Origin of the sequence: Actinomadura sp. GC306, from assembly GCF_004348665.1 — a bacterium.
Taxonomy (GTDB): Bacteria; Actinomycetota; Actinomycetes; order Streptosporangiales; family Streptosporangiaceae; genus Spirillospora.
Window position 1 is genome coordinate 1 of sequence record NZ_SMKM01000061.1, and the last position, 18,176, is coordinate 18,176.

Here is an 18,176-nt window from a genome sequence, read left to right on the forward strand (position 1 = left end):
GTCGTCGTCTTCCCGGCCGCTGCTCAGGTAGAGGATGACGGTGGTGCCGGGCGGGACCTCGCTGCCGGCGGCGGGTGAGGTGGACACGACCGTCCCCTTCGGCTTGTCGGAGTCGACGGAACCGGACGCGGCCCTGGCCTGCAGGTCGGCCGCCTTGAGGCGGGCGGTGGCGGCGGCGACGGTCCGGCCCTCGACGTCGGGGACCTCGGTGGTGTCGCCGAAGTCGCGGGACGGGCTGCGGAAGCTCGGGGCGGGTTCGCCGGCGAGCGCGCGCTGCATGGACGACTGCCAGATCCCGCCGGGGATGCCCGCGCCGTACACGCCGTACACCTTGTACTTCCAGGGGCTGCGGAAGTCCCAGTAGGCGGTGGCGGCGGCGAGGTTCGGGGTGAAGCCGGCGAACACGGCGCAGGTGAACTTCTCGCAGGTGCCGGTCTTGCCGGCGGCCGGACGGCCGATGCTGCGGCCCCGGGCGGTGCCCTGGCTGATGACGCCCTGCAGGATCGAGTTGACCTTGTCGGCGACGTCCTCGTCCAGGACCTGCTCGCACTTCTGCTTGGGCAGTTCGATGCGCTTGCCCTGGTTGTCGATGACCTCCGTGACGGAGACGGGCGGGCAGTACTTGCCGCGGGCGGCGAAGCCCGCGTAGGCGGAGGCGAGGCTCACCATGTCGACGTCGTTGGTGCCGAGCACCTGGGTCGCGTAGGGCAGAAGGGGGTTCCCGTTGCCCTGCTTCATGCCGAACTTCTCGGCCATCTTCACCGCGTTGCAGACGCCGACGCGCTTCTCCAGGGCGGCGTAGAAGGTGTTGACCGAGTGCCAGGTGCCGGTCTTGAGGTTGAAGTTGCCCTTCTCGCTGTCACCGGCGTTGGAGACGGTCCAGGAGTCGGCTCCGCCGACCATCTTGTTCTTGACCATCTTGCCGTCGAGCATCCCGGTGTAGCGGCACGGCTGGAAGCCGCCGATCGTGATCGTCTGCGGCGAGTTGATCGTCGTGTTGACCGGGATGCCCTGGTCGATGGCGGCGGCGAGGGTGAAGACCTTGAACGTGGAGCCCGCCGACACGCCGGTGCCGCCGCCGTGGTGGCGGTTCGCCGGGAGGTTGATGGTGGTCTTGCCCTTGCCGGGGCCGAACGGCTTGCTCAGCCCGATCGCCTTGACGTGGCCGGTGCCGGGCTCGACCATCGCCTCGGCGGCGACGCGGTTGCCCAGGGGGTCCACGGTGGAACGCAGGGTCTTGTCGACGGCGCGCTGGGCCTTCGCGTCGAGCGTGGTGCGGATCGTGTAGCCGCCCCGGTTGAGCTCGTTGACGATGTTCTGCTGCTCGTCCGGCTCCATCTGCCAGTACTTGCCGTCCGAGAGGATGTCGAGCACGTCGTACTTCACGTACTCGCAGAAGAACGGCACCTTGCTGACCTGGCAGCCGCCGACCGGGTCGGTGCGGTTCAGCTCGATCGGCTTGGCGGCCTCCGCGTCGGCCTTGGCCTTGGTGATGTGGCCCAGCTGGGCCATCCGGTACAGGACGATGTCGCGCCGCTTCCGCGCGTCCCGCGGGTTGCGGATCGGGTCGTAGGCGGTGGGGTTCTGGGTGATGCCGGCGAGCAGTGCGGCCTGCCCGAGCTTCAGTTCGGACGCGGGGACGCTGAAGTAGCGCTTGGCCGCGGCCTGCACCCCGTAGGCGCCCGCGCCGAAGTAGGCGATGTTCAGGTAGCCCTCAAGGATCTCGTCCTTCGACAGCCGCTCCTCGATGTCGAGGGCGTAGCGGAGTTCGCGGACCTTGCGCCCGACGGTGGGCGCGGTGGCGTCGCGGTACTCCTCCTTCGTCCTGGCGGCGTCGACGAGGAGGTTCTTCACGTACTGCTGGGTGAGGGTGGACCCGCCCTGCGTCGTCTCGGACTCGACGTTGGATGCCAGTGCGCGGAGGGTGCCCTTGAGGTCGAGTGCGCCGTGCTCGTAGAAGCGCGAGTCCTCGATGTCGATGATCGCCGTCTTCATGACGGGGGCGACCTGGTCGAGCCGGACGGACTCGCGGTACTTGTCGAAGAACGTGGCGATGGGCTTGCCGTCCGAGTCGTACACCACGGTCTTCTCGGAGGGCGGCGTGGTCTCCAGCTGCCCGTCCATCTCCTCGAAGTTGTTCGCGGCGTCGCGTGCGGTGATGCCGGCGCTCCCGACCGCGGGCAGTGCGATGAACGCGACGATGACGCCTGCGACGACTCCCGCCCCGAGCAGTCTGAACAGAGTGGAGGCGGCCTTGACCCGGTCCGAATTAGCAACGCGCACGTGGTCTAGGGTACGCGGGACGAGCAGTGCATTCGGGACAGGTCCCCCTGCGCCGCCCGCTTCCTGGGCCGCTGACCGGGGCGTTCGTCCGTTATGCCCTCCGGATGGCAACCTGCGCCGTGTCTGGCGCGTCAACGACAGGTAACTAGTCCGTTCCGGCGGTATGGCCCCGGTGGGCTATATCCAGAATGGGCCCTCCGGGGACTGTTGAAACGTCCCTCGCTTCCGTAAGTTCTTCCCCACGGCTTTCGTTTGGCGGCCTGACGTCCGCGCCCGTCCGGCCAAGGAGCGCAAATCGACACAGACCCTAGGGGAGTGGGGCCAAGATGTGGATCACGGATTGGACCGCCCGCGCCGCCTGCCGTAACGCGGATCCGGACGCCCTGTTCGTGCAGGGAGCAGCGCAGAACCGAGCCAAGCTCATCTGCCGCGGCTGCCCAGTGCGGACGGAGTGTCTCGCCGACGCCCTCGACAACCGGATCGAATTCGGTGTCTGGGGCGGGATGACCGAGCGGGAGCGTCGTGCTCTGCTGCGGCGTCGGCCGGATGTGCGATCGTGGCGCGCGCTGCTGGAGACCGCGAAGGAGGAGTACGAGCGGTCGGTCGACGCCGACGAGGAGGAACTCGTCGCCAGCTGACCCGCCCGCCGAAGCGGCTTCACCCGGCAGAGGTTCACGGGCCGACCAAGGCCCGAATAAGAAGCGTGGCACGTAGGCCCGCACCGGTCACCCCGGCGCGGGCCTACGCCCATGCTCAGCGCTCCTGGCCGCCGGCGGGCCGGTCCCGCCGGAGCGGGACGAGCTTCCACCAGGTCAGGCAGCGCCACAGCCATTCCAGCGGGCCGTAGCGGGCGTACCGCAGCCACAGGACGCTGAACGCGAGCTCGACGGCGAACACGCACAGGCCCAGCGCCATGGCAGCCGCGTAGTCGGGCGCCTCGCCCAGCTTCAGCGGCCGGTCGGCGGCGAGGATCAGGACCGTGGCTCCGACGTAGCAGGTCAGAGCCATCCTGCCGACAGGGGCCAGCAAGCGCAGGACGCGTTCGGCGGGCGTGCGCAGCAGCAGGAGGAGGCCCGCCAGGTAAGCGGTGGCGGTGACGAGGCCGGCCAGGGCGCCCAGCCAGGCTCCGGCGTCCGTCCCGATCTGCAGCGCGTTCAGGAGCAGGGCCAGCGCCGTGCCGATGGCGCAGGCGATGGCGAGCCGGGAGGTCGGCAGGCCGAGCAGCCTGCCGGGACCGTAGCGCTGCACCGCGTACCCCAGCAGGAAAAGGCCCGGGATGAGCGCGATGCTGCCGTCGAGCGCCAGCGCCCCCGCCGTGGTGACCCCGCCGAGGACGAGAAGCCAGCGCCGGGGCAGGTACGACGCGGGCAGCAGCACGACGATGCCGATGACCGCGTAGACCAGCAGGATCTCGCGGGGCTGCAGCAGGCGGTGCGCCGCGCCGAAGAAGATCAGGAAGCCCAGCCGGGCCGCCATGACGGCCCTCGGGTCGCGGACCGTCCGGGCGGCGGCGTCCAGGAACAGGCCGAAGCTCACCCCGAACAGGAACGCGAAGATCGGGAAGAAGCGCTGGTTCAGCAGCGTCTCATGGGCCCAGTACGCCGCGCCCGGTTCGCCGGTCGGCATCCCGGTGATGTCGATCGTGTTCGCGAGCGTGATGCCGAACAGGGCGAACCCGCGCAGCACGTCGATCTCGTCGATGCGCGGCGCCCGGCCGGCGGACGGTGGCGGCATCGGCACCATCGACCTCCCTCCCGCGACCGCCGGCGACCGGCGGGACCAGTGCGGTGTCCACCAAGGTCCACCGGGTGCGTCGGCTTGCGGCACGGTGCCGCCCGCCGACTCGACCGACGTCCCGCCAGACCGAGCACTCGACGAGTGAGCACGCCGGGAAGGGCGACACGCGGCAAGTCAGCGGATATCGACCCGGCCGACTTTCGTGGACACCACGCTAGGCCGCTGCGGACGGGACGGTCGCCCCGGCCAGGTCCTTGCCCACCCGGCGCAGGCCGTCCAGGTCGTGGACGTCCTCCGCCTGCGCGGGAACGGCGGTCACCGGGACGTTCGGGTGCGTCGACGCGAAGTGGTCGCGGAGGCGCTCCTCGCGGGAGGCGAGCTGCATGCGGTCGGTGTGCAGGCGCAGCAGCGCGGCGGTCAGCGCGTGCTCGCCGCGCTCCTCCAGCGTCTCGGCGGCGGCCTGGCTGCGCGCCGCGGACAGGGTGCCGCCGTCCGCCTCGTGGACGCGGTTGACGACGAGCCCGGCCAGCGGCATCCGCTCCTCGGCGAGCCGTTCCACGAAGTAGGACGCCTCGCGGAGCGCGTCGGGCTCCGGGGCGGCGACGACGAGGAACGCGGTGCCGGGCGTCTGGAGCAGCTTGAACGTCTTCTCGGCGCGCTCGCGGAACCCGCCGAACATCGTGTCGAACGCGGCGATGAAGGTCTGCACGTCGCGCAGGAGCTGCACGCCGAGGACCTTGTTGATGACGCCGGTGAACATCCCGAACCCGGCGCTGATGACCTTCACGCCGAACCGGCCGCCGGTCTTGGCGGGGGCGGCGAGGATCTTCATGAAGCGGCCGTCGAGGAACCGTCCCATGCGCTCGGGGGCGTCCAGGAAGTCCAGGGCGTTCCGGGACGGCGGGGTGTCCACGATGATCAGGTCCCAGGCGCCGGACCGGTGCAGCTGCCCGAGCTTCTCCATCGCCATGTACTCCTGCGTCCCGGACAGGCTGGACGACAGCGACTGGTAGAAGGGGTTGGCGAGGATCTGCTTGGCCCGGTCGGGGTCGGCGTGCGCCTCGACGATCTCGTCGAAGGTGCGCTTCATGTCGAGCATCATGGCGTGCAGCTCGCCGTCGCCCTCGATCTCGATCTTGCGCGGGCTGTTGTCGAGCTCGGACAGGCCCATCGACTGGGCGAGGCGGCGGGCGGGGTCCACGGTGAGGACGACGACGTCGCGGCCGCGCTCGGCGGCGCGGACGCCGAGGGCCGCCGCGGTGGTCGTCTTGCCGACGCCGCCGGAGCCGCAGCAGACGATGATCTTGGTGCGCGGGTCGTCGAGCAGCGCGTCGACGTCCAGCGCGGGCGGGGTCTTACCGGTCGTCATCGGATTTCCTCGGTGGTCATGCGGCTCCCTGCTCGCGCAGGGCGGCGGCCAGGTCGTAGAGGCCGGCGAGGTCCATGTCGTCCGACAGCAGCGGCAGCGTGTAGCGGGGCCGGTCGATCGTCTGCAGGCGCTCCTTCTCGCGGCGCTGCAGGGACGTGCGGAGCGCGTGGTCGGTGGCCTCGGCGGCGAGCGTCTCGGCGATCGACTCGGCGTCGTGCTCCAGCCCCGCCGCCTTCACCCCGCGGACGATCTCGTCGGTGTCGAGGGTCCCGGCCGCGGCGGCGGCGAGGTCGTCCTCGGACAGGACGGGCGGGTGCTCCATGTTGATGAACACGCCCCCGACGGGCAGTTCGGCCTCCGTGAGGTCGTGGATCCCGTCCATCGTCTCCTGGACGGGCATCTCCTCCAGGAGCGTGACGAAGTGCACGGCGGTCTCGGGGCTGCGCACGACCTTCATGACGGTGTCGGCGTGGTTGCGGATCGGCCCGACCTTCGCCAGGCCCGACACCTCGTGGTTGACGTTCAGGAACTTCGTGATGCGGCCGGTGGGCGGGGCGTCCATGACGACGGCGTCGTAGACGTGCGAGCCGTCCTTCTTCTTGCGCCGCACCGACTCGCTGGTCTTGCCGGTGAGGATCACGTCGCGCAGGCCGGGCGCGATGGTGGTGACGAAGTCGATGACGCCGAGCCTGGTCATCGCCTTCCCGGCGCGCTTCAGGCTGTAGAACATCTCGAGGTACTCGATGAGCGCCTCTTCGGTGTCGATGGCGAGCGCGTACACGTCCCCGCCGTCGGGCGCCACGGCGACGCGCCGCTCCTCGTAGGGCAGCGGCGGGCAGTCGAAGAGCTGGGCGATGCCCTGCCGTCCCTCGACCTCGACGAGCAGGACCCTGCGGCCGCCGGCGGCCAGCGCGAGCGCGAGCGCCGCGGCGACGGTCGTCTTGCCGGTGCCGCCTTTGCCGGTGACCACATGGAGGCGTACGCCGTCCCAGTCGGTGTCTCTCGCGCTCACCCGATCGACCATATCGTTCACTCGTCAAACACTTCCGAGTGCGGACGGCCTCATGCAAGTGATCCCTGACACGATGTCGCCCTCCCATGGAGATCGTCCGGCGGACGTTGTACTTCGGCCTGCCCGCGGGGTTAGCTGGGAAACGTGTACCGACCGTGACCGGACCTGGTCCTCGGCGGGGCCGCCGCGCCCCACGCGGGTATCGGGCGGGTCCCGGTGACCCACGGCGTGAAAGGTGCCCGCAATGGAAGGCTTGATACTCATCATCCTGCTCGTCGTCCTCGGCGTCGCAGGCATGTTCCTCTTGTCGTCGATCCGCGTGGTGCAGCAGTTCGAGCACGGCATCGTGTTCCGGCTGGGCAAGGTGCAGCGGGGCGGGCAGCTGCGCCCCGGCGCCGTGCGGGCCCCCGGGCTGACGGCGATCATCCCCGTCCTCGAACGGATGCAGAAGGTCAGCCGGCAGACGATCACCCTGGACGTCCCGGCGCAGGACGGCATCACCCAGGACAACGTGAGCGTCCGCGTCGACGCCGTCGTGTACTTCCGCGTGATCGACCCGGTGAAGGCGATCGTGAACGTCCAGCACTACGGCTACGCGGTCTCGCAGGTGTCGCAGACGTCGCTGCGCTCGGTCATCGGCCAGTCCGACATGCAGGAGCTGCTCGGCGAGCGCGCGAAGATCAACGCCTATCTCCGGGAGATCATCGACGAGATCACCGAGGGCCCGTGGGGCGTGCTGATCGAGCGGGTCGAGATCAAGGACGTCTCGCTGCCCGAGGGCATGAAGCGCTCCATGGCCCGGCAGGCGGAGGCCGAGCGGGAGCGGCGCGCCCGGATCATCACCGCGGACGGCGAGTTCCAGGCGTCCAAGCGCCTCGCCGCCGCCGCGGAGATCATGTCGGAGGACCCGGCCGCCCTCCAGCTCCGCCTGCTGCAGACGGTCGTCGAGGTGTCCGCCGAGAAGAACAGCACACTGATCATGCCGCTGCCCGTCGAGGTCCTGCGCTTCTTCGACCGCGCCGCAGGCGGCACCACCCGCGAGAGCAAGGGCGACAAGGAGGAGCGCCTGGCCCTGGGCGAACGCCTGGCCAAGGCCGAGGAGGAACTGGCCAAGGCGGCGGAGCAAACAACGCTGGAGTCCCCGGACGACGTCCCCCCGGTAATCGGCCTGGAAGACCCCAAGCGCGAAGAAGCCCCCGGCGTCTCGGCCCCCCAGGAAGACCAGCCACGCGGCATCTCAAGCACCCGTCACGAGGAATCCCCCGACTCCTAGACAGCCCGGCGAACGCGACACGGCGAAGAGCCCATGTCCCTGCCACGACCAAGACCACCGCGCTCACCTCCGAAGCAAGCGCGCGTACTGCGCGCACGGCCGAAAGAGACGCGCAAGTCCTGAAGCGGGCAGGTGAGCACTGACCCCAGCCCGCACCGCAACCCCGCAACGACCTCAACGCCTGCGATCGCGTCGGAAGGAGGTGTACAAGTCCTGAAGCGGGGCTGGTGACCACACACCCCAGCCCGCGCCGCACCACGCAACGACCTCAACGCCTGCGATCGCGTCCGAAGGCAGGTTTCGAGCTTGCGAGAAACCTGATCGCGGAGCGAGCCCCCAGGGCGAGTTCGGAGCGATGCAGCGATCGCGCGCATTGCCCGCCGAAGGAGGCCCCCCAGGGCCGACGCCAAGGGCAATGCAATGAATAGGCTGAGCCTCATGACGAAGTGGGAGTACGCGACTGTTCCGCTGCTGGTGCACGCGACCAAGCAGATTCTCGACAACTGGGGCCAGGATGGGTGGGAGCTCGTCACGGTGCTGCCGGGGCCGAACCCGGAGAACCTGGTGGCCTACTTCAAGCGTGAGGTCCAGTCCTAGGCGGGGCGGGCCCCGCGAAGTGCAGGTGGACGACGAGCAGTCCCTCGACGAGGAGGAGTGGCGATGAGCACGCCCGAGGAACGGATGCGTGAGCTGGGGATCGAGTTGCCGGAGGCGGTAGCGCCGGTGGCGTCGTACGTCTCCGCGGCGCGGACGGGGTCGCTCGTCTACACCGCCGGGCAGATTCCCCTGGTCAAGGGCGAGCTGGGCGCCACCGGGAAGGTGGGGGCGGAGGTCAGTGCGGAGGAGGCGGCCCGGCAGGCGCGGATCTGCGCGCTGAACGCGATCGCGGCGCTCAAGGCGGAGGTCGGCGAGCTGTCGCGGGTGGTGCGGATCGTCAAGGTCGTCGGGTTCGTCGCGAGTGCGCCGGACTTCGACGGCCAGCCCCAGGTGATGAACGGGGCGAGCGATGTGCTGGTGGAGGTCTTCGGCGAGGCGGGCAAGCACGCCCGCAGCGCGGTGGGCGTCGCCGTCCTGCCGCGGAACGTCCCCGTCGAGGTGGAGTTGATCGCCGAGATCGGCTGATCTCCGCGACCGCGCCGGGTGGCGGGGCCTTGACGGAATGACGTTCGGTATGTCCGAATGGGCCGCCAGCAAGGACGGATGCAAGGCGGAGCTCGGTCGCCGCGTGTGGTGGCGGGCGGGGCTGGAGGACGGTAGCGCGATGGTGAACGGGCTCAAACTGCCGGCGGAGTTCCGGGAGCGGGTCGAGGACATCCTCGCGGGCCGGGCCGAGCCCGCCCCCGCACGGCACGCGGCGACGGTCGCGGTGCTCAGGGATCACCCCAGGCACGGGTTGCAGGCGTTCCTGCTGCGCCGCGTCCGGTCCATGGCGTTCGCGCCGGGGGCGTACGTGTTCCCCGGCGGGGCGGTCGATCCGCGGGACGGGGACGCGACGCCGGCGTGGGCCGGCCGTCCGCCCGCCGAGTGGGGGACGGCGTTCAAGGCGGACGAGACCCTGGCCCGCGAGCTGGTGTGCGCGGCCGTCCGGGAGACGTTCGAGGAGACCCTCGTCCTGCTGGCGGGCCCGACCGGGGAGACGGTCGTGGACGACACGCGCGGCGACGACTGGGAGGCCGACCGGCAGGCGCTGCTCGACCGGTCGCTGTCGTTCGCCGAGTTCCTCGGCCGGCGCGGTCTCGTCCTGCGGGCGGACCTGCTGCGGCCGTGGGCGCACTGGATCACCCCGAAGATCGAGCCGAAGCGCTACGACACACGCTTCTTCGTCGCGGCGATGCCGGAGGGGCAGCGGGCCCGGGACGTGAGCACCGAGGCGGACCGGGTGGCGTGGGTGCGGCCGGCGGAGGCCGCCGAGCGGGCGGGCCGCGGCGAGTGGATGATGCTGCCGCCGACGATCGCGACGCTGGCCGAGCTCGCCGAGTTCGACACCGTCGCGGACGTGCTGGCCGCGCGGCGGGAGATCGTCGTCCACGAGCCGGAGGCGGAGATCATCGACGGCGAGGCGTACCTCGTCCTGCCGGAGTCGGCGACGCCCTACCCGGGCGGGTGAGCGGAGCGTGCGCGGCGGCAGGGCGCTGATGTGGCGGCTGACGGGCACGTCGGCACTGCGCCACCTGGAAAGACTCGGCTGGAACCCGGTCCGCCACCCGGATCGCGCGTCGGGCAGGATGGGGGATATGACCAAGATTGACGGGATGGGTACCGAGCGGGCGACCTGTGTGCTCGCCGAGAACCCCTCCGCCATGACGCTGGACGGCACCAACACCTGGATCATCGCGGAGCCCGGTTCCGAAGAGGCCGTCATCGTCGACCCGGGGCCCAAGGACGGCAAGCACCTCAGGCGCGTCCTGGACACCGTCGAGGCCCAGAACCGCCGCATCGGCCTCATCCTGCTCACCCACGGCCATCCCGACCACTCCGCGGGCGCGGGCAAGCTGGCGAAGCTGGCGGGCGGCCCGGTCAAGGTCCGCGCGCTCGACCCCCGGCACCGGCTCGGCGACGAGGGCATCGCGGAGGGGGACGTCGTCACCACGGGCGGCCTGGAGCTGCGGATCATGGAGACGCCGGGCCACAGCGACGACTCGCTCACGTTCTGGCTCCCGGCGGACGGCGCCGTGCTCACCGGCGACACCATCCTCGGGTACGGGACGACCGTGCTGGAGGGCAGCCTCGGCGACTACCTCGGTTCGCTCGACCGGCTCCGCAGGTTCGCCACGGACGTCGAGGCGGCGACGATCCTCCCCGGCCACGGGCCGAAGCTGGACGACCCGATCGCCGTCCTCGACCACTACATCGACCACCGCCGCGAGCGCCTCGCGCAGGTGGAGTCGGCCGTCGCCGCGGGTGCGACCACCGCCCGGGAGGTCGTCGAACGCGTCTACGCCGACGTCGACAAGTCTCTCTGGCCGGCGGCCGAGCAGTCCGTCCAGGCGCAGCTGGACTACTTGAACGGCCGCCGCTGAGCGGGGGGGCGGGGGCCTACTTCGAGCGCTTGCGGAGGCGCTCGATGTCGAGGATCACGACGGCGCGGGCCTCGATGCGGAGCCAGTTGCGCTGCGCGAAGTCGGCGAGCGCCTTGTTGACCGTCTCGCGGGACGCGCCGACGAGCTGCGCCAGCTCCTCCTGGGTGAGGTCGTGGTGCACGTGCAGGCCCGCCTCGGACGGCTGGCCGAACCGCTCCGCGAGGTCGAGCAGCGCCTTGGCGACGCGCCCGGGGACGTCGGTGAACACGAGGTCGGCCATGACGTCGTTGGTCTTGCGCAGCCGCTGCGCGAGCGCGCGGAGCAGCTGGACGGCGACCTCGGGGTGCCCGGTCAGCCAGGGCCGCAGGTCGTCGTGGCCCAGCCCGGCGAGCCGCACCTCCGTGACCGCTATGGCGCTGGCGGTGCGGGGACGCGGGTCGAACAGGGAGAGTTCGCCGAACATCTCGCTGGGGCCGAGGACGCTCAGCAGGTTCTCCCGGCCGTCCGGCGACGTGCGGGTCAGCTTGATCTTGCCTTCGAGGACGACGTAGAGCCGGTCCCCGGTCTCGCCCTCGTTGAACAGCGTCTGACCGCGGGCGAGACGCACCTCGGTCACGTTTGCGCGGAGCGCCTTGGCGCCCTGCTCGTCCAGGGCCTCGAAGAGCGGGGCTCTGCTCAGCACGTCCACGTCGCGATCGGTCACGCTTCTCCTCCTCGAACACCTACATGCATAGTGTGACGTACGTCCCACCGCGTACGTGAAGGCAGGGTCACGGCGCGCCGAAACGCGGGACCGGGCAAGTCCGGTCTCCCGGGCCGCCGCGGTCCCGTTCGCCCAGTGTACGGACCATTCGGTGAATGCCATCACACCGGTCTCATCACCCCTTACCGGACAACGCCGGAGGTGCGGCGGCGGTGCCTTAACCTGATCGGGTGGTCCAGTCGTCGCCGCGCAGGCTCCCCAGAGGGCGTCACGCGCTGTCCCGCGGGGAGGTCGAGCGGGTCCACCGCGACCGCCTCTGCGCGGCCATGGCGGCCGCGATGACGGAGAAGGGCTACGTGGGGACGTCGGTCGAGGACGTCCTGCGGCGGGCCAGGGTGTCCCGGCAGAGCTTCTACGGGCTGTTCTCGTCCAAGCTCGACTGCTTCATGGCGGCGTTCGACCAGGCGAGCGCGCTGCTGCGCCGCCGGCTGGAGGGCGCCGCGGAGGGCGGGGGCGACCCGGCGACGCGGTTCGAGCGGGCCTTCACCGCCTACCTGGAGGCGCTCGCGTCCGAACCGGGCTACGCGCGGCTGTTCCTGGTGGAGGTGTACGCGGCGGGGCCGGTGGCCATCCAGCGGCGGGCGGAGACCCAGCACGACCTCGCCCGGGCGCTCGCGGGCCTGATGGGGCTCAGCGGCGACGGCGCCCGGTTCGCCTGCCAGATGGTCGTGTCGGCGGTGGGCGCGATGGTGACGCCCGCGGTCGCCGCGGGCGACATGGAGGCCCTGCGGGCGGTCGGCCCGCCGGTCGTCGAGCACGTGCGCCTCCTGCTGCGCTCGGGCGCCCTGGACGCCTGAACGCGCCCGGAGGTCAGTGGCCCTTGCCTCGGGCGGGGCGGTCGGGCTGGACGCGCAGGGTGGTGATCGCGGTGGCGAGCATCTCGTAGTGGCCGACGAGCATCGTCAGTTCGACGCACTGCGCCTCGGTGAGGTGGGTGCGGAGCCGCGTCCAGGCGTCATCGTCGATGTCCTGGCGGAAGTGGAGCTGGTCGGCGGCGGTGAGGACGGCGCGTTCGCGGGGGTTCCAGCCGTCGGCGTCCGGCCCTTCCTTGAGGCGCTCGACGTCCTGTTCGCGGACGCCGGCGCGCCGCCCGAGGCGGACGTGGTGGTCGAACTCGTAGCCGCAGTCGCGCAGGTGGGCGACGCGGAGGATGACCAGTTCGGTGTCGCGGCGCGGCAGGGTCCCGCCGGGCATCAGCCGCCCGGCGAACAGCAGCCAGCCGCGGAACAGGCCGCGGCGGCGCGCGAGCGTCGTGAACAGGTTGGGCGGGCCCGTCCCGGCGGCCTTGCCCAGGGCCAGGCAGATCAGCCAGTTCACCACCCCGACCTCGCGGAGCCCGCCGGGGGTGGCGCGGGGTGCCGTCACCGGTGCGACTCCGGTTGCGGCGTGGTGAGTTCCACCTGCTCCTTGCGGGCGATTTCGAGGATCTCGCTCAGGCCGCGCTGGACGGCGCGGTCGACGACGGGCTGCGCGAGCATCCTGATCGGCAGGAGCGGACCGACGTACCGGGGGGCGAAGACGCGCTTGGAGCGCCGGGAGATCCCGCGTTCGAGCGCGTCGATCCCGAGGTGCAGCGGCGCGACCTTGGAGATGAAGCTGCCGCCTGGGCCCGCGTTCATGAGGGCGGAGGCGGCCTCGGTGCCGAAGCCGCGGCTCGTCATGTCGGTGTCGAGTTCGCCGAAGTAGGCGACGCCCGCCTTCGCGCCGTAGGGACGCAGTTCGGCCCTGAGCGTGTTGCCCAGCGCCTCGACCGCGGCCTTGGACGCGCTGTAGGCGCCCAGCAGGGGTGCGTGGACGACCGCCGCCAGGGACGCCACCGCCAGCGCGTAGCCGCGCTCATGGCTGATGTGCGGTCCGGCCGCGCGGAGGGTGTTGTAAACGCCCAGCACGTTCACACGGATGTGCTGTTCCATGATCGAGGGGTCGCCCCCCACGATCGGCATCTGCGCGGCCACCCCGGCGTTGGCGACGACCACGTCCAGGCCGCCGAGCTCCTGCACCGCGTTGTTCACGACCTCCTCGACCCTGCCGCGGTCGGTGACGTCGCACGTCCACCACGGTGCGTCGCCGCATTCGGCGGCGACGGCGGCCAGCAGATCGGGCTCCAGCCCGGCGAGCGAGACCCGCGCGCCGCGCTCGTGGAGCCGTTTCGCCAGGGCCGCGCCGATGCCGCGGGCACCGCCGGTGATCAGCACGCGCCGGCCGGCGAGGGTCGCCGTCCACCGGGAGGAGTCGAAAATCATGCGGAAGACCCTAACACAAAAGAACATGCTCGTTCTTTTAAGGGAGGGCCTACCCTGGCGGCATGGCGACCAACGCGGCCCTGAAGGCCGGGGGCACATCCGAGGGCGGGCGCGCGGGCGGGGCCTCGCGCGAGCCCGAGACGCGGCTCGCGCTCGTGCGGCGGGCGCGGCGGATGAACCGGATCCTGGCCGAGACCTACCCCGACGCGCACTGCGAGCTGGACTTCGGCACCCCCTTCCAGCTCCTCATCGCGACCGTCCTGTCGGCGCAGACCACCGACGCGCGGGTCAACCTGACCACGCCCGCGCTGTTCGCCAAGTACCCCACCCCCGAGGACCTCGCCGCCGCCGACCCCGAGGACGTCGAGGCGATCCTGCGGCCCACCGGGTTCTTCCGGGCCAAGACCAAGTCGGTCATGGGGCTGTCCGCCGCGCTCCGCGACCGGTTCGGCGGGGAGGTCCCGGGGCGGCTCGAAGACCTCGTCGACCTGCCCGGTGTCGGGCGCAAGACGGCCAACGTCGTCCTGGGCAACGCGTTCGACGTCCCCGGCATCACCGTCGACACCCACTTCGGCCGCCTCGCGCGCCGGTTCGGCTGGACGGCCGAGGACGACCCGGTCAAGGTCGAGCAGGAGATCGGTTCGCTTTTCCCGCGCAAGGAGTGGACGATGCTGTCCCACAGGCTGATCTGGCACGGCCGCCGGATCTGCCACGCGCGCCGTCCCGCCTGCGGCGCGTGCCCGCTCGCACGGCTGTGCCCGTCGTTCGGTGAAGGGCCGACCGACGAGGAGACGGCGCGCAAGCTCGTCAAGCCCGGCCCCTTCTCGTAAGGGAGCGGGCGTGCGGCGTGACCTGGCGGGAAGGAACGCGGGGATTCCGAGGTTGGGACGGACGTGACCGAGAACGCCATCAGCTGCCCTCCGTGGCTCGCCAAGTTCCGCGCGGAGGGGCCGCGGATGCAGGTGCCGCCGATGTTCCGGCCCGCGTCCGCAGCCCGCGACGCCGCCGTCCTGATCCTCTTCGGTGAGGGGCCGGACGGCCCCGACGTGCTGCTCACCGAGCGCGCGGCCACGCTGAGCAACCACGCCGGGCAGCCAGCGTTCCCGGGCGGCCGCATCGACCCCGAGGACGACGGCCCCGTCTCGGCGGCGCTGCGCGAGGCGTGGGAGGAGGCGGGCGTCGAGCCGTCCGGCGTGGACGTCCTGTGCTCCCTGCCCGAGCTGTACCTGGCGCGGAGCGCGTACCGGATCACGCCCGTCGCCGGCTGGTGGCGGGAGCCGTCGGAGGTCGCGCCCGGCCACCCGGGGGAGGTCGCGGCGGTCGCCCGCGTCCCGATCGGCGAGCTCGTCGACCCGGCGAACCGGATGATGGTGCGGCACCCGTCCGGGGTCAAGCTCGGCCCGGCGTTCGACGTGCGGGGCATGCTCGTGTGGGGGTTCACCGCGGCGCTGCTCACGCAGGTCCTGGACGCCGGCGGCTGGAACCGGCCGTGGGACACCGACCGCGTCGAGGACCTGCCGCCGCACGTGCTGAGCCTCGCGTCCCGGGGCTGAGCCGCTCCCGCGCAGGTCGGGCGGCTTCGGCCGGCTCGGGGGCACGGGCCGCGGGGGCGCGGGTCCGGCGTCACCCTTCACGGCTATCCCGCGCACCCCGATCTGGTACATCGAGGGGACGTTTTCGGGGTGTGCGGCACTATACGGTTGAGCGGTGCTGCACGACCACGTTCTCGATCTGATCCTGCTCGTACTCGTCGTGCTGTTCGGAGTCTCGGGCTACCGGCAGGGCTTCATCGTGAGCCTGCTGAGCTTCGCGGGCTTCGTCGGCGGCGGCGTCGCCGGGGTGCTGATCGCACCGCCGATCGCGGAGGCCGCGGTCGACGGCGCCGCCCAGCAGGCCCTCCTCGCCATCGTGATCGCCTTCCTGTCCGCCACGTTCGGGCAGCTCGCCGCCTCCTCCCTCGGCGCCGTCCTCCGCAACCGGGTCACCGGGCTGAACGCGCGCACCGCCGACGCGGTCGGCGGCACCTTCGTCAGCGCGCTGTCGCTGCTCATCGTCGCGTGGTTCTTCGGGACGCTGGTCGCCAACTCCGAGTTCAAGCCCGTCCGGACGCAGGTCAAGGGCTCCACGGTCATCGGCGCGATCGACGACGTGATGCCCGAGCGGGCGCAGACGTGGTTCACCTCGTTCCAGGGGTTCGTGAAGGGCAGCGAGTTCCCGCAGGTCTTCAACGGGCTCGGCGGCGAGTCGGTGGTGCAGGTGCCGCCGCCGGACGAGTCGGTGCTGAACAACGCGGCGGTGAAGACCGCCCGCGCCAGTATCGTGAAGGTCGTCAGCACCGCGCCGCAGTGCCAGCGCCGGATCGAGGGCACGGGCTTCGTGTTCGCGCCGGAGCACATCATGACCAACGCGCACGTCGTCGCCGGCGCCCGCGGCCCGTCCAACGTGGCGACCGTGAACGGCGAGACGGGCCGCGGACGGGTCGTGCTGTACGACCCCAAGCGAGACATCGCCGTCCTGTACGTGCCGGGGCTGCGGGCGCCCGCGCTGAAGTTCGCCGACGAGGCCCGCGTCCGCGACGACGCGATCATCGCCGGTTTCCCGAAGAACCAGCCGTTCACCGTGGACGCCGCCCGGATCCGCGCCCGGCAGACCGCCCGCGGGCCGGACATCTACCACACCGGCCAGGTCAGCCGGGAGATCTACGCCATCCGCGGCAAGGTCGAGCCGGGCAACTCCGGCGGGCCGCTGCTGACCACGGACGGCCGCGTCTACGGCGTCATCTTCGCCGCGGCGCTGGACAGCCCCACGACGGGGTACGCCCTGACCGCGGACGAGGTCGCCCCAGACGTGCGTGCGGGGCGCAACGCCACCCAGCCGGTGTCCACGCAGAGGTGCTCCGACTGAGTCCGACTGAGGAGGACGGCACCGCGTACCGTGGAGGAATGCGGGATCGGGATGAGTCCGGGCGCCCACGCAACGCACGGCCACGCGACGCGTACGGACGTCCTCTGCCTCACGGCACATCAGGCATACCCACGATGCCGGAGGACCTCGACATGCCGCCCGCAGAGGCGCTTGTCGAGGCACAGCGCCTCTTGGACGCAGACCGTCCGTTCCATGCACACGAGGTACTGGAAGCGGTCTGGAAGGCGTCTCCCGAGCCTGAACGCGAACTCTGGCGAGGCTTGGCGCAGGTCGCCGTAGGGGTAACCCACCTGCGAAGAGGGAACGCACGCGGCGCCGAAGCGCTCCTCAGCCGCGCGGCCGAACGCCTGGTCCCGTACGAGACCGCGGCTCCGCACGGCATCGACGTTCAGGGAGTCATCCGCCGCGCCCGGGACCTGGCCGCCCACCCCGAGACCGGCCCGATAAGCCTCCACCTCACCAAGTGACCCCGGCCATGCACGTGAGCGTGCCGGCTGGCCGGTAAGGCGATGCCGGAGCGAGCCCCACCGGGAAGACTGCGAAGCGATTAGCGCTCACATCAAGGGCGGTCGCGTAGCGGGCCGCAAGGCGAGCGCAGCGGGGCGTTACTGCAGGAAATACAGCTCAGTACTCGGGTTCGGGGTCGGCGAGCCAGCCGAGGAGCTGATTGTCGAACGCCCGGGGACGTTCCTGATGCGGGAAGTGGCCAGCGCCTTCGATGAGCTTCCACCGGTAGGGGGCCGCCACGTAGCGGCCGGAGCCCTGGGCGCTCGCCGGGAGCGTACACGGGTCGAGCGCACCGTGCAGTTGGAGCGTGGGCACCTGAATGGGGGCGCGCATACGGTTCGCGTAGCGGATGCCGTCCGGGCGGACCAGCGACCGGACGAGCCAGCGGTGGTACTCCAGCGCGCTGTGCGCGGCCCCGGGAATCTGCACGGCCTTCCTGACGAGCTGCTCTGTGCGCTCGTCCGGCCAGCCTGGGGCGGACCAGTCGTGCAGGAGCTCCCCCACAAGCGCGGCGTCATCGCGGACAAGGCGCCGTTCAGGCCACAGCGGCAACTGGAAACCGAACGTGTGCCGCGACGCCCATCCCTGGCCGCGCGGGTCGGTCGCCATGGCCTGCCGCAGGCGCAGTGGATGCGGGGCGCTGACCACGGCCAGCCGCTGCACGACCTTCGGGTGGTAGACGCCCATCGTCCACGCCAGCAGCCCGCCCCAGTCGTGCCCGACGACGACCGCGTTCGCCTCCCCCAGGGCGCGGATGAGCCCCGCGGCGTCCCCGGCCAGCGTGACCAGGTCGTAGCCGCGCGGCGGCTTGTCGCTGCCGCCGTAGCCGCGCAGGTCCACCGCGGCCGCGCGGTAGCCCGCCGCGGGCAGCGACACGAGCTGGTTGTGCCACGACCACCAGAACTCGGGGAACCCGTGCAGCAGCAGGACGAGCGGCCCCTCACCGGCCTCGGCGACGTGGAACCGCGTCCCGCCGGCGCTGATCTGCCGGTGGGTCCACGGCCCGTCCACCTCGATCGGTGATGTGTCGTTGCCTGCCATGGC

The 18,176-nt window shown here is 71.4% G+C and carries 19 protein-coding genes; 11 read left to right on the plus strand and 8 right to left on the minus strand.

What is annotated here, in order from left to right; all coding sequences use genetic code 11:
- Positions 1-2,283, minus strand: a 2,283-nt coding sequence (locus E1200_RS11730; protein WP_131951882.1) for a penicillin-binding protein, incomplete at its 3' end; no start/stop codon positions are given.
- Between the two features lie 326 nt (positions 2,284-2,609).
- On the opposite strand from E1200_RS11730, the gene E1200_RS11735 reads away from it, so the two are divergent.
- Positions 2,610-2,921, plus strand: a complete 312-nt coding sequence (locus E1200_RS11735; RefSeq protein WP_131951883.1) for a WhiB family transcriptional regulator — start codon at positions 2,610-2,612, stop codon at positions 2,919-2,921.
- Between the two features lie 115 nt (positions 2,922-3,036).
- Here the strand turns inward: E1200_RS11735 and E1200_RS11740 are convergent, their stop codons facing one another.
- From E1200_RS11740 to E1200_RS11750, 3 genes are all read right to left on the minus strand, one after another.
- On the minus strand, positions 3,037-4,026 hold the full coding sequence (locus E1200_RS11740) for a DUF418 domain-containing protein (RefSeq protein WP_131951884.1): 990 nt from the start codon (positions 4,024-4,026) through the stop codon (positions 3,037-3,039).
- A 208-nt stretch (positions 4,027-4,234) separates the two neighbouring features.
- On the minus strand, positions 4,235-5,389 hold the full coding sequence (locus E1200_RS11745; RefSeq protein ID WP_131951885.1) for an ArsA family ATPase: 1,155 nt from the start codon (positions 5,387-5,389) through the stop codon (positions 4,235-4,237).
- Between the two features lie 16 nt (positions 5,390-5,405).
- Positions 5,406-6,401: an ArsA-related P-loop ATPase gene (locus E1200_RS11750; RefSeq protein WP_131951886.1), complete on the minus strand. Its 996-nt coding sequence runs from the start codon at positions 6,399-6,401 to the stop codon at positions 5,406-5,408.
- A 244-nt stretch (positions 6,402-6,645) separates the two neighbouring features.
- Between E1200_RS11750 and E1200_RS11755 the strand changes: the two genes are divergently transcribed.
- The 5 genes from E1200_RS11755 (at position 6,646) to E1200_RS11775 (ending at position 10,694) form a co-directional block, all read left to right on the plus strand.
- Positions 6,646-7,674 (plus strand): slipin family protein, encoded by a 1,029-nt coding sequence (locus E1200_RS11755; protein ID WP_131951887.1) that lies wholly within the window; start codon positions 6,646-6,648, stop codon positions 7,672-7,674.
- A 438-nt stretch (positions 7,675-8,112) separates the two neighbouring features.
- Positions 8,113-8,271, plus strand: a complete 159-nt coding sequence (locus E1200_RS11760; protein WP_131897152.1) for a DUF4177 domain-containing protein — start codon at positions 8,113-8,115, stop codon at positions 8,269-8,271.
- A gap of 63 nt (positions 8,272-8,334) precedes the next feature.
- Positions 8,335-8,796 (plus strand): RidA family protein, encoded by a 462-nt coding sequence (locus E1200_RS11765; RefSeq protein WP_131951888.1) that lies wholly within the window; start codon positions 8,335-8,337, stop codon positions 8,794-8,796.
- Positions 8,797-8,935: 139 nt separating this feature from the next.
- A complete protein-coding gene (locus E1200_RS11770) occupies positions 8,936-9,781 on the plus strand; it encodes an NUDIX hydrolase (RefSeq protein ID WP_131951901.1) in 846 nt (281 codons plus the stop codon).
- A gap of 127 nt (positions 9,782-9,908) precedes the next feature.
- Positions 9,909-10,694, plus strand: coding sequence for an MBL fold metallo-hydrolase (locus tag E1200_RS11775; RefSeq protein WP_243708487.1), 786 nt, complete (start codon positions 9,909-9,911; stop codon positions 10,692-10,694).
- 16 nt (positions 10,695-10,710) lie between these two features.
- On the opposite strand, the gene E1200_RS11780 is transcribed toward E1200_RS11775, so the two are convergent.
- On the minus strand, positions 10,711-11,397 hold the full coding sequence (locus E1200_RS11780; RefSeq protein ID WP_131951889.1) for a Crp/Fnr family transcriptional regulator: 687 nt from the start codon (positions 11,395-11,397) through the stop codon (positions 10,711-10,713).
- Between the two features lie 230 nt (positions 11,398-11,627).
- On the opposite strand from E1200_RS11780, the gene E1200_RS11785 reads away from it, so the two are divergent.
- On the plus strand, positions 11,628-12,254 hold the full coding sequence (locus E1200_RS11785; RefSeq protein ID WP_243708488.1) for a TetR/AcrR family transcriptional regulator: 627 nt from the start codon (positions 11,628-11,630) through the stop codon (positions 12,252-12,254).
- A 13-nt stretch (positions 12,255-12,267) separates the two neighbouring features.
- Here the strand turns inward: E1200_RS11785 and E1200_RS11790 are convergent, their stop codons facing one another.
- Together E1200_RS11790 and E1200_RS11795 are read right to left on the minus strand one after the other, a co-directional pair.
- Positions 12,268-12,822 carry a carboxymuconolactone decarboxylase family protein gene (locus E1200_RS11790; RefSeq protein ID WP_131951890.1) on the minus strand — a complete coding sequence of 185 codons (555 nt, stop codon included), beginning with the start codon at positions 12,820-12,822 and terminating at the stop codon, positions 12,268-12,270.
- A complete protein-coding gene (locus tag E1200_RS11795) occupies positions 12,819-13,700 on the minus strand; it encodes an SDR family NAD(P)-dependent oxidoreductase (RefSeq protein ID WP_131951891.1) in 882 nt (293 codons plus the stop codon). Before E1200_RS11795 ends, E1200_RS11790 begins: the two co-directional genes overlap by 4 nt.
- Before the next feature lie 62 nt (positions 13,701-13,762).
- Here E1200_RS11795 and nth point away from each other — a divergent pair, with 62 nt between their 5' ends.
- From nth to E1200_RS11815, 4 genes are all read left to right on the plus strand, one after another.
- Positions 13,763-14,530: an endonuclease III gene (gene nth, locus E1200_RS11800; protein WP_131951892.1), complete on the plus strand. Its 768-nt coding sequence runs from the start codon at positions 13,763-13,765 to the stop codon at positions 14,528-14,530.
- A 126-nt stretch (positions 14,531-14,656) separates the two neighbouring features.
- Entirely contained in the window at positions 14,657-15,253 is a 597-nt protein-coding gene (locus E1200_RS11805) for a CoA pyrophosphatase (protein WP_131951904.1), read from the plus strand.
- A 154-nt stretch (positions 15,254-15,407) separates the two neighbouring features.
- Complete coding sequence (locus E1200_RS11810; RefSeq protein ID WP_207933305.1) at positions 15,408-16,604, plus strand: MarP family serine protease; 1,197 nt, start codon at positions 15,408-15,410, stop codon at positions 16,602-16,604.
- Between the two features lie 134 nt (positions 16,605-16,738).
- On the plus strand, positions 16,739-17,092 hold the full coding sequence (locus tag E1200_RS11815; protein WP_243708489.1) for a DUF309 domain-containing protein: 354 nt from the start codon (positions 16,739-16,741) through the stop codon (positions 17,090-17,092).
- Positions 17,093-17,249: 157 nt separating this feature from the next.
- Here E1200_RS11815 and E1200_RS11820 read toward each other — a convergent pair whose 3' ends face one another.
- On the minus strand, positions 17,250-18,173 hold the full coding sequence (locus E1200_RS11820) for an alpha/beta hydrolase (RefSeq protein WP_131951894.1): 924 nt from the start codon (positions 18,171-18,173) through the stop codon (positions 17,250-17,252).
- Positions 18,174-18,176: the final 3 nt, after the last annotated feature.

Coding starts and splice junctions, on each gene's coding strand:
- E1200_RS11745 (WP_131951885.1), bottom strand. CDS start 5,389: ATGACGACCGGTAAGACCCCGCCCGCGCTGGACGTCGACGCGCTGCTC.
- E1200_RS11815 (WP_243708489.1), top strand. CDS start 16,739: ATGCCGGAGGACCTCGACATGCCGCCCGCAGAGGCGCTTGTCGAGGCA.
- E1200_RS11795 (WP_131951891.1), bottom strand. CDS start 13,700: ATGATTTTCGACTCCTCCCGGTGGACGGCGACCCTCGCCGGCCGGCGC.
- E1200_RS11740 (WP_131951884.1), bottom strand. CDS start 4,026: ATGGTGCCGATGCCGCCACCGTCCGCCGGCCGGGCGCCGCGCATCGAC.
- E1200_RS11770 (WP_131951901.1), top strand. CDS start 8,936: ATGGTGAACGGGCTCAAACTGCCGGCGGAGTTCCGGGAGCGGGTCGAG.
- nth (WP_131951892.1), top strand. CDS start 13,763: ATGGCGACCAACGCGGCCCTGAAGGCCGGGGGCACATCCGAGGGCGGG.
- E1200_RS11805 (WP_131951904.1), top strand. CDS start 14,657: ATGCAGGTGCCGCCGATGTTCCGGCCCGCGTCCGCAGCCCGCGACGCC.
- E1200_RS11760 (WP_131897152.1), top strand. CDS start 8,113: ATGACGAAGTGGGAGTACGCGACTGTTCCGCTGCTGGTGCACGCGACC.
- E1200_RS11820 (WP_131951894.1), bottom strand. CDS start 18,173: ATGGCAGGCAACGACACATCACCGATCGAGGTGGACGGGCCGTGGACC.
- E1200_RS11735 (WP_131951883.1), top strand. CDS start 2,610: ATGTGGATCACGGATTGGACCGCCCGCGCCGCCTGCCGTAACGCGGAT.
- E1200_RS11755 (WP_131951887.1), top strand. CDS start 6,646: ATGGAAGGCTTGATACTCATCATCCTGCTCGTCGTCCTCGGCGTCGCA.
- E1200_RS11775 (WP_243708487.1), top strand. CDS start 9,909: ATGACCAAGATTGACGGGATGGGTACCGAGCGGGCGACCTGTGTGCTC.
- E1200_RS11765 (WP_131951888.1), top strand. CDS start 8,335: ATGAGCACGCCCGAGGAACGGATGCGTGAGCTGGGGATCGAGTTGCCG.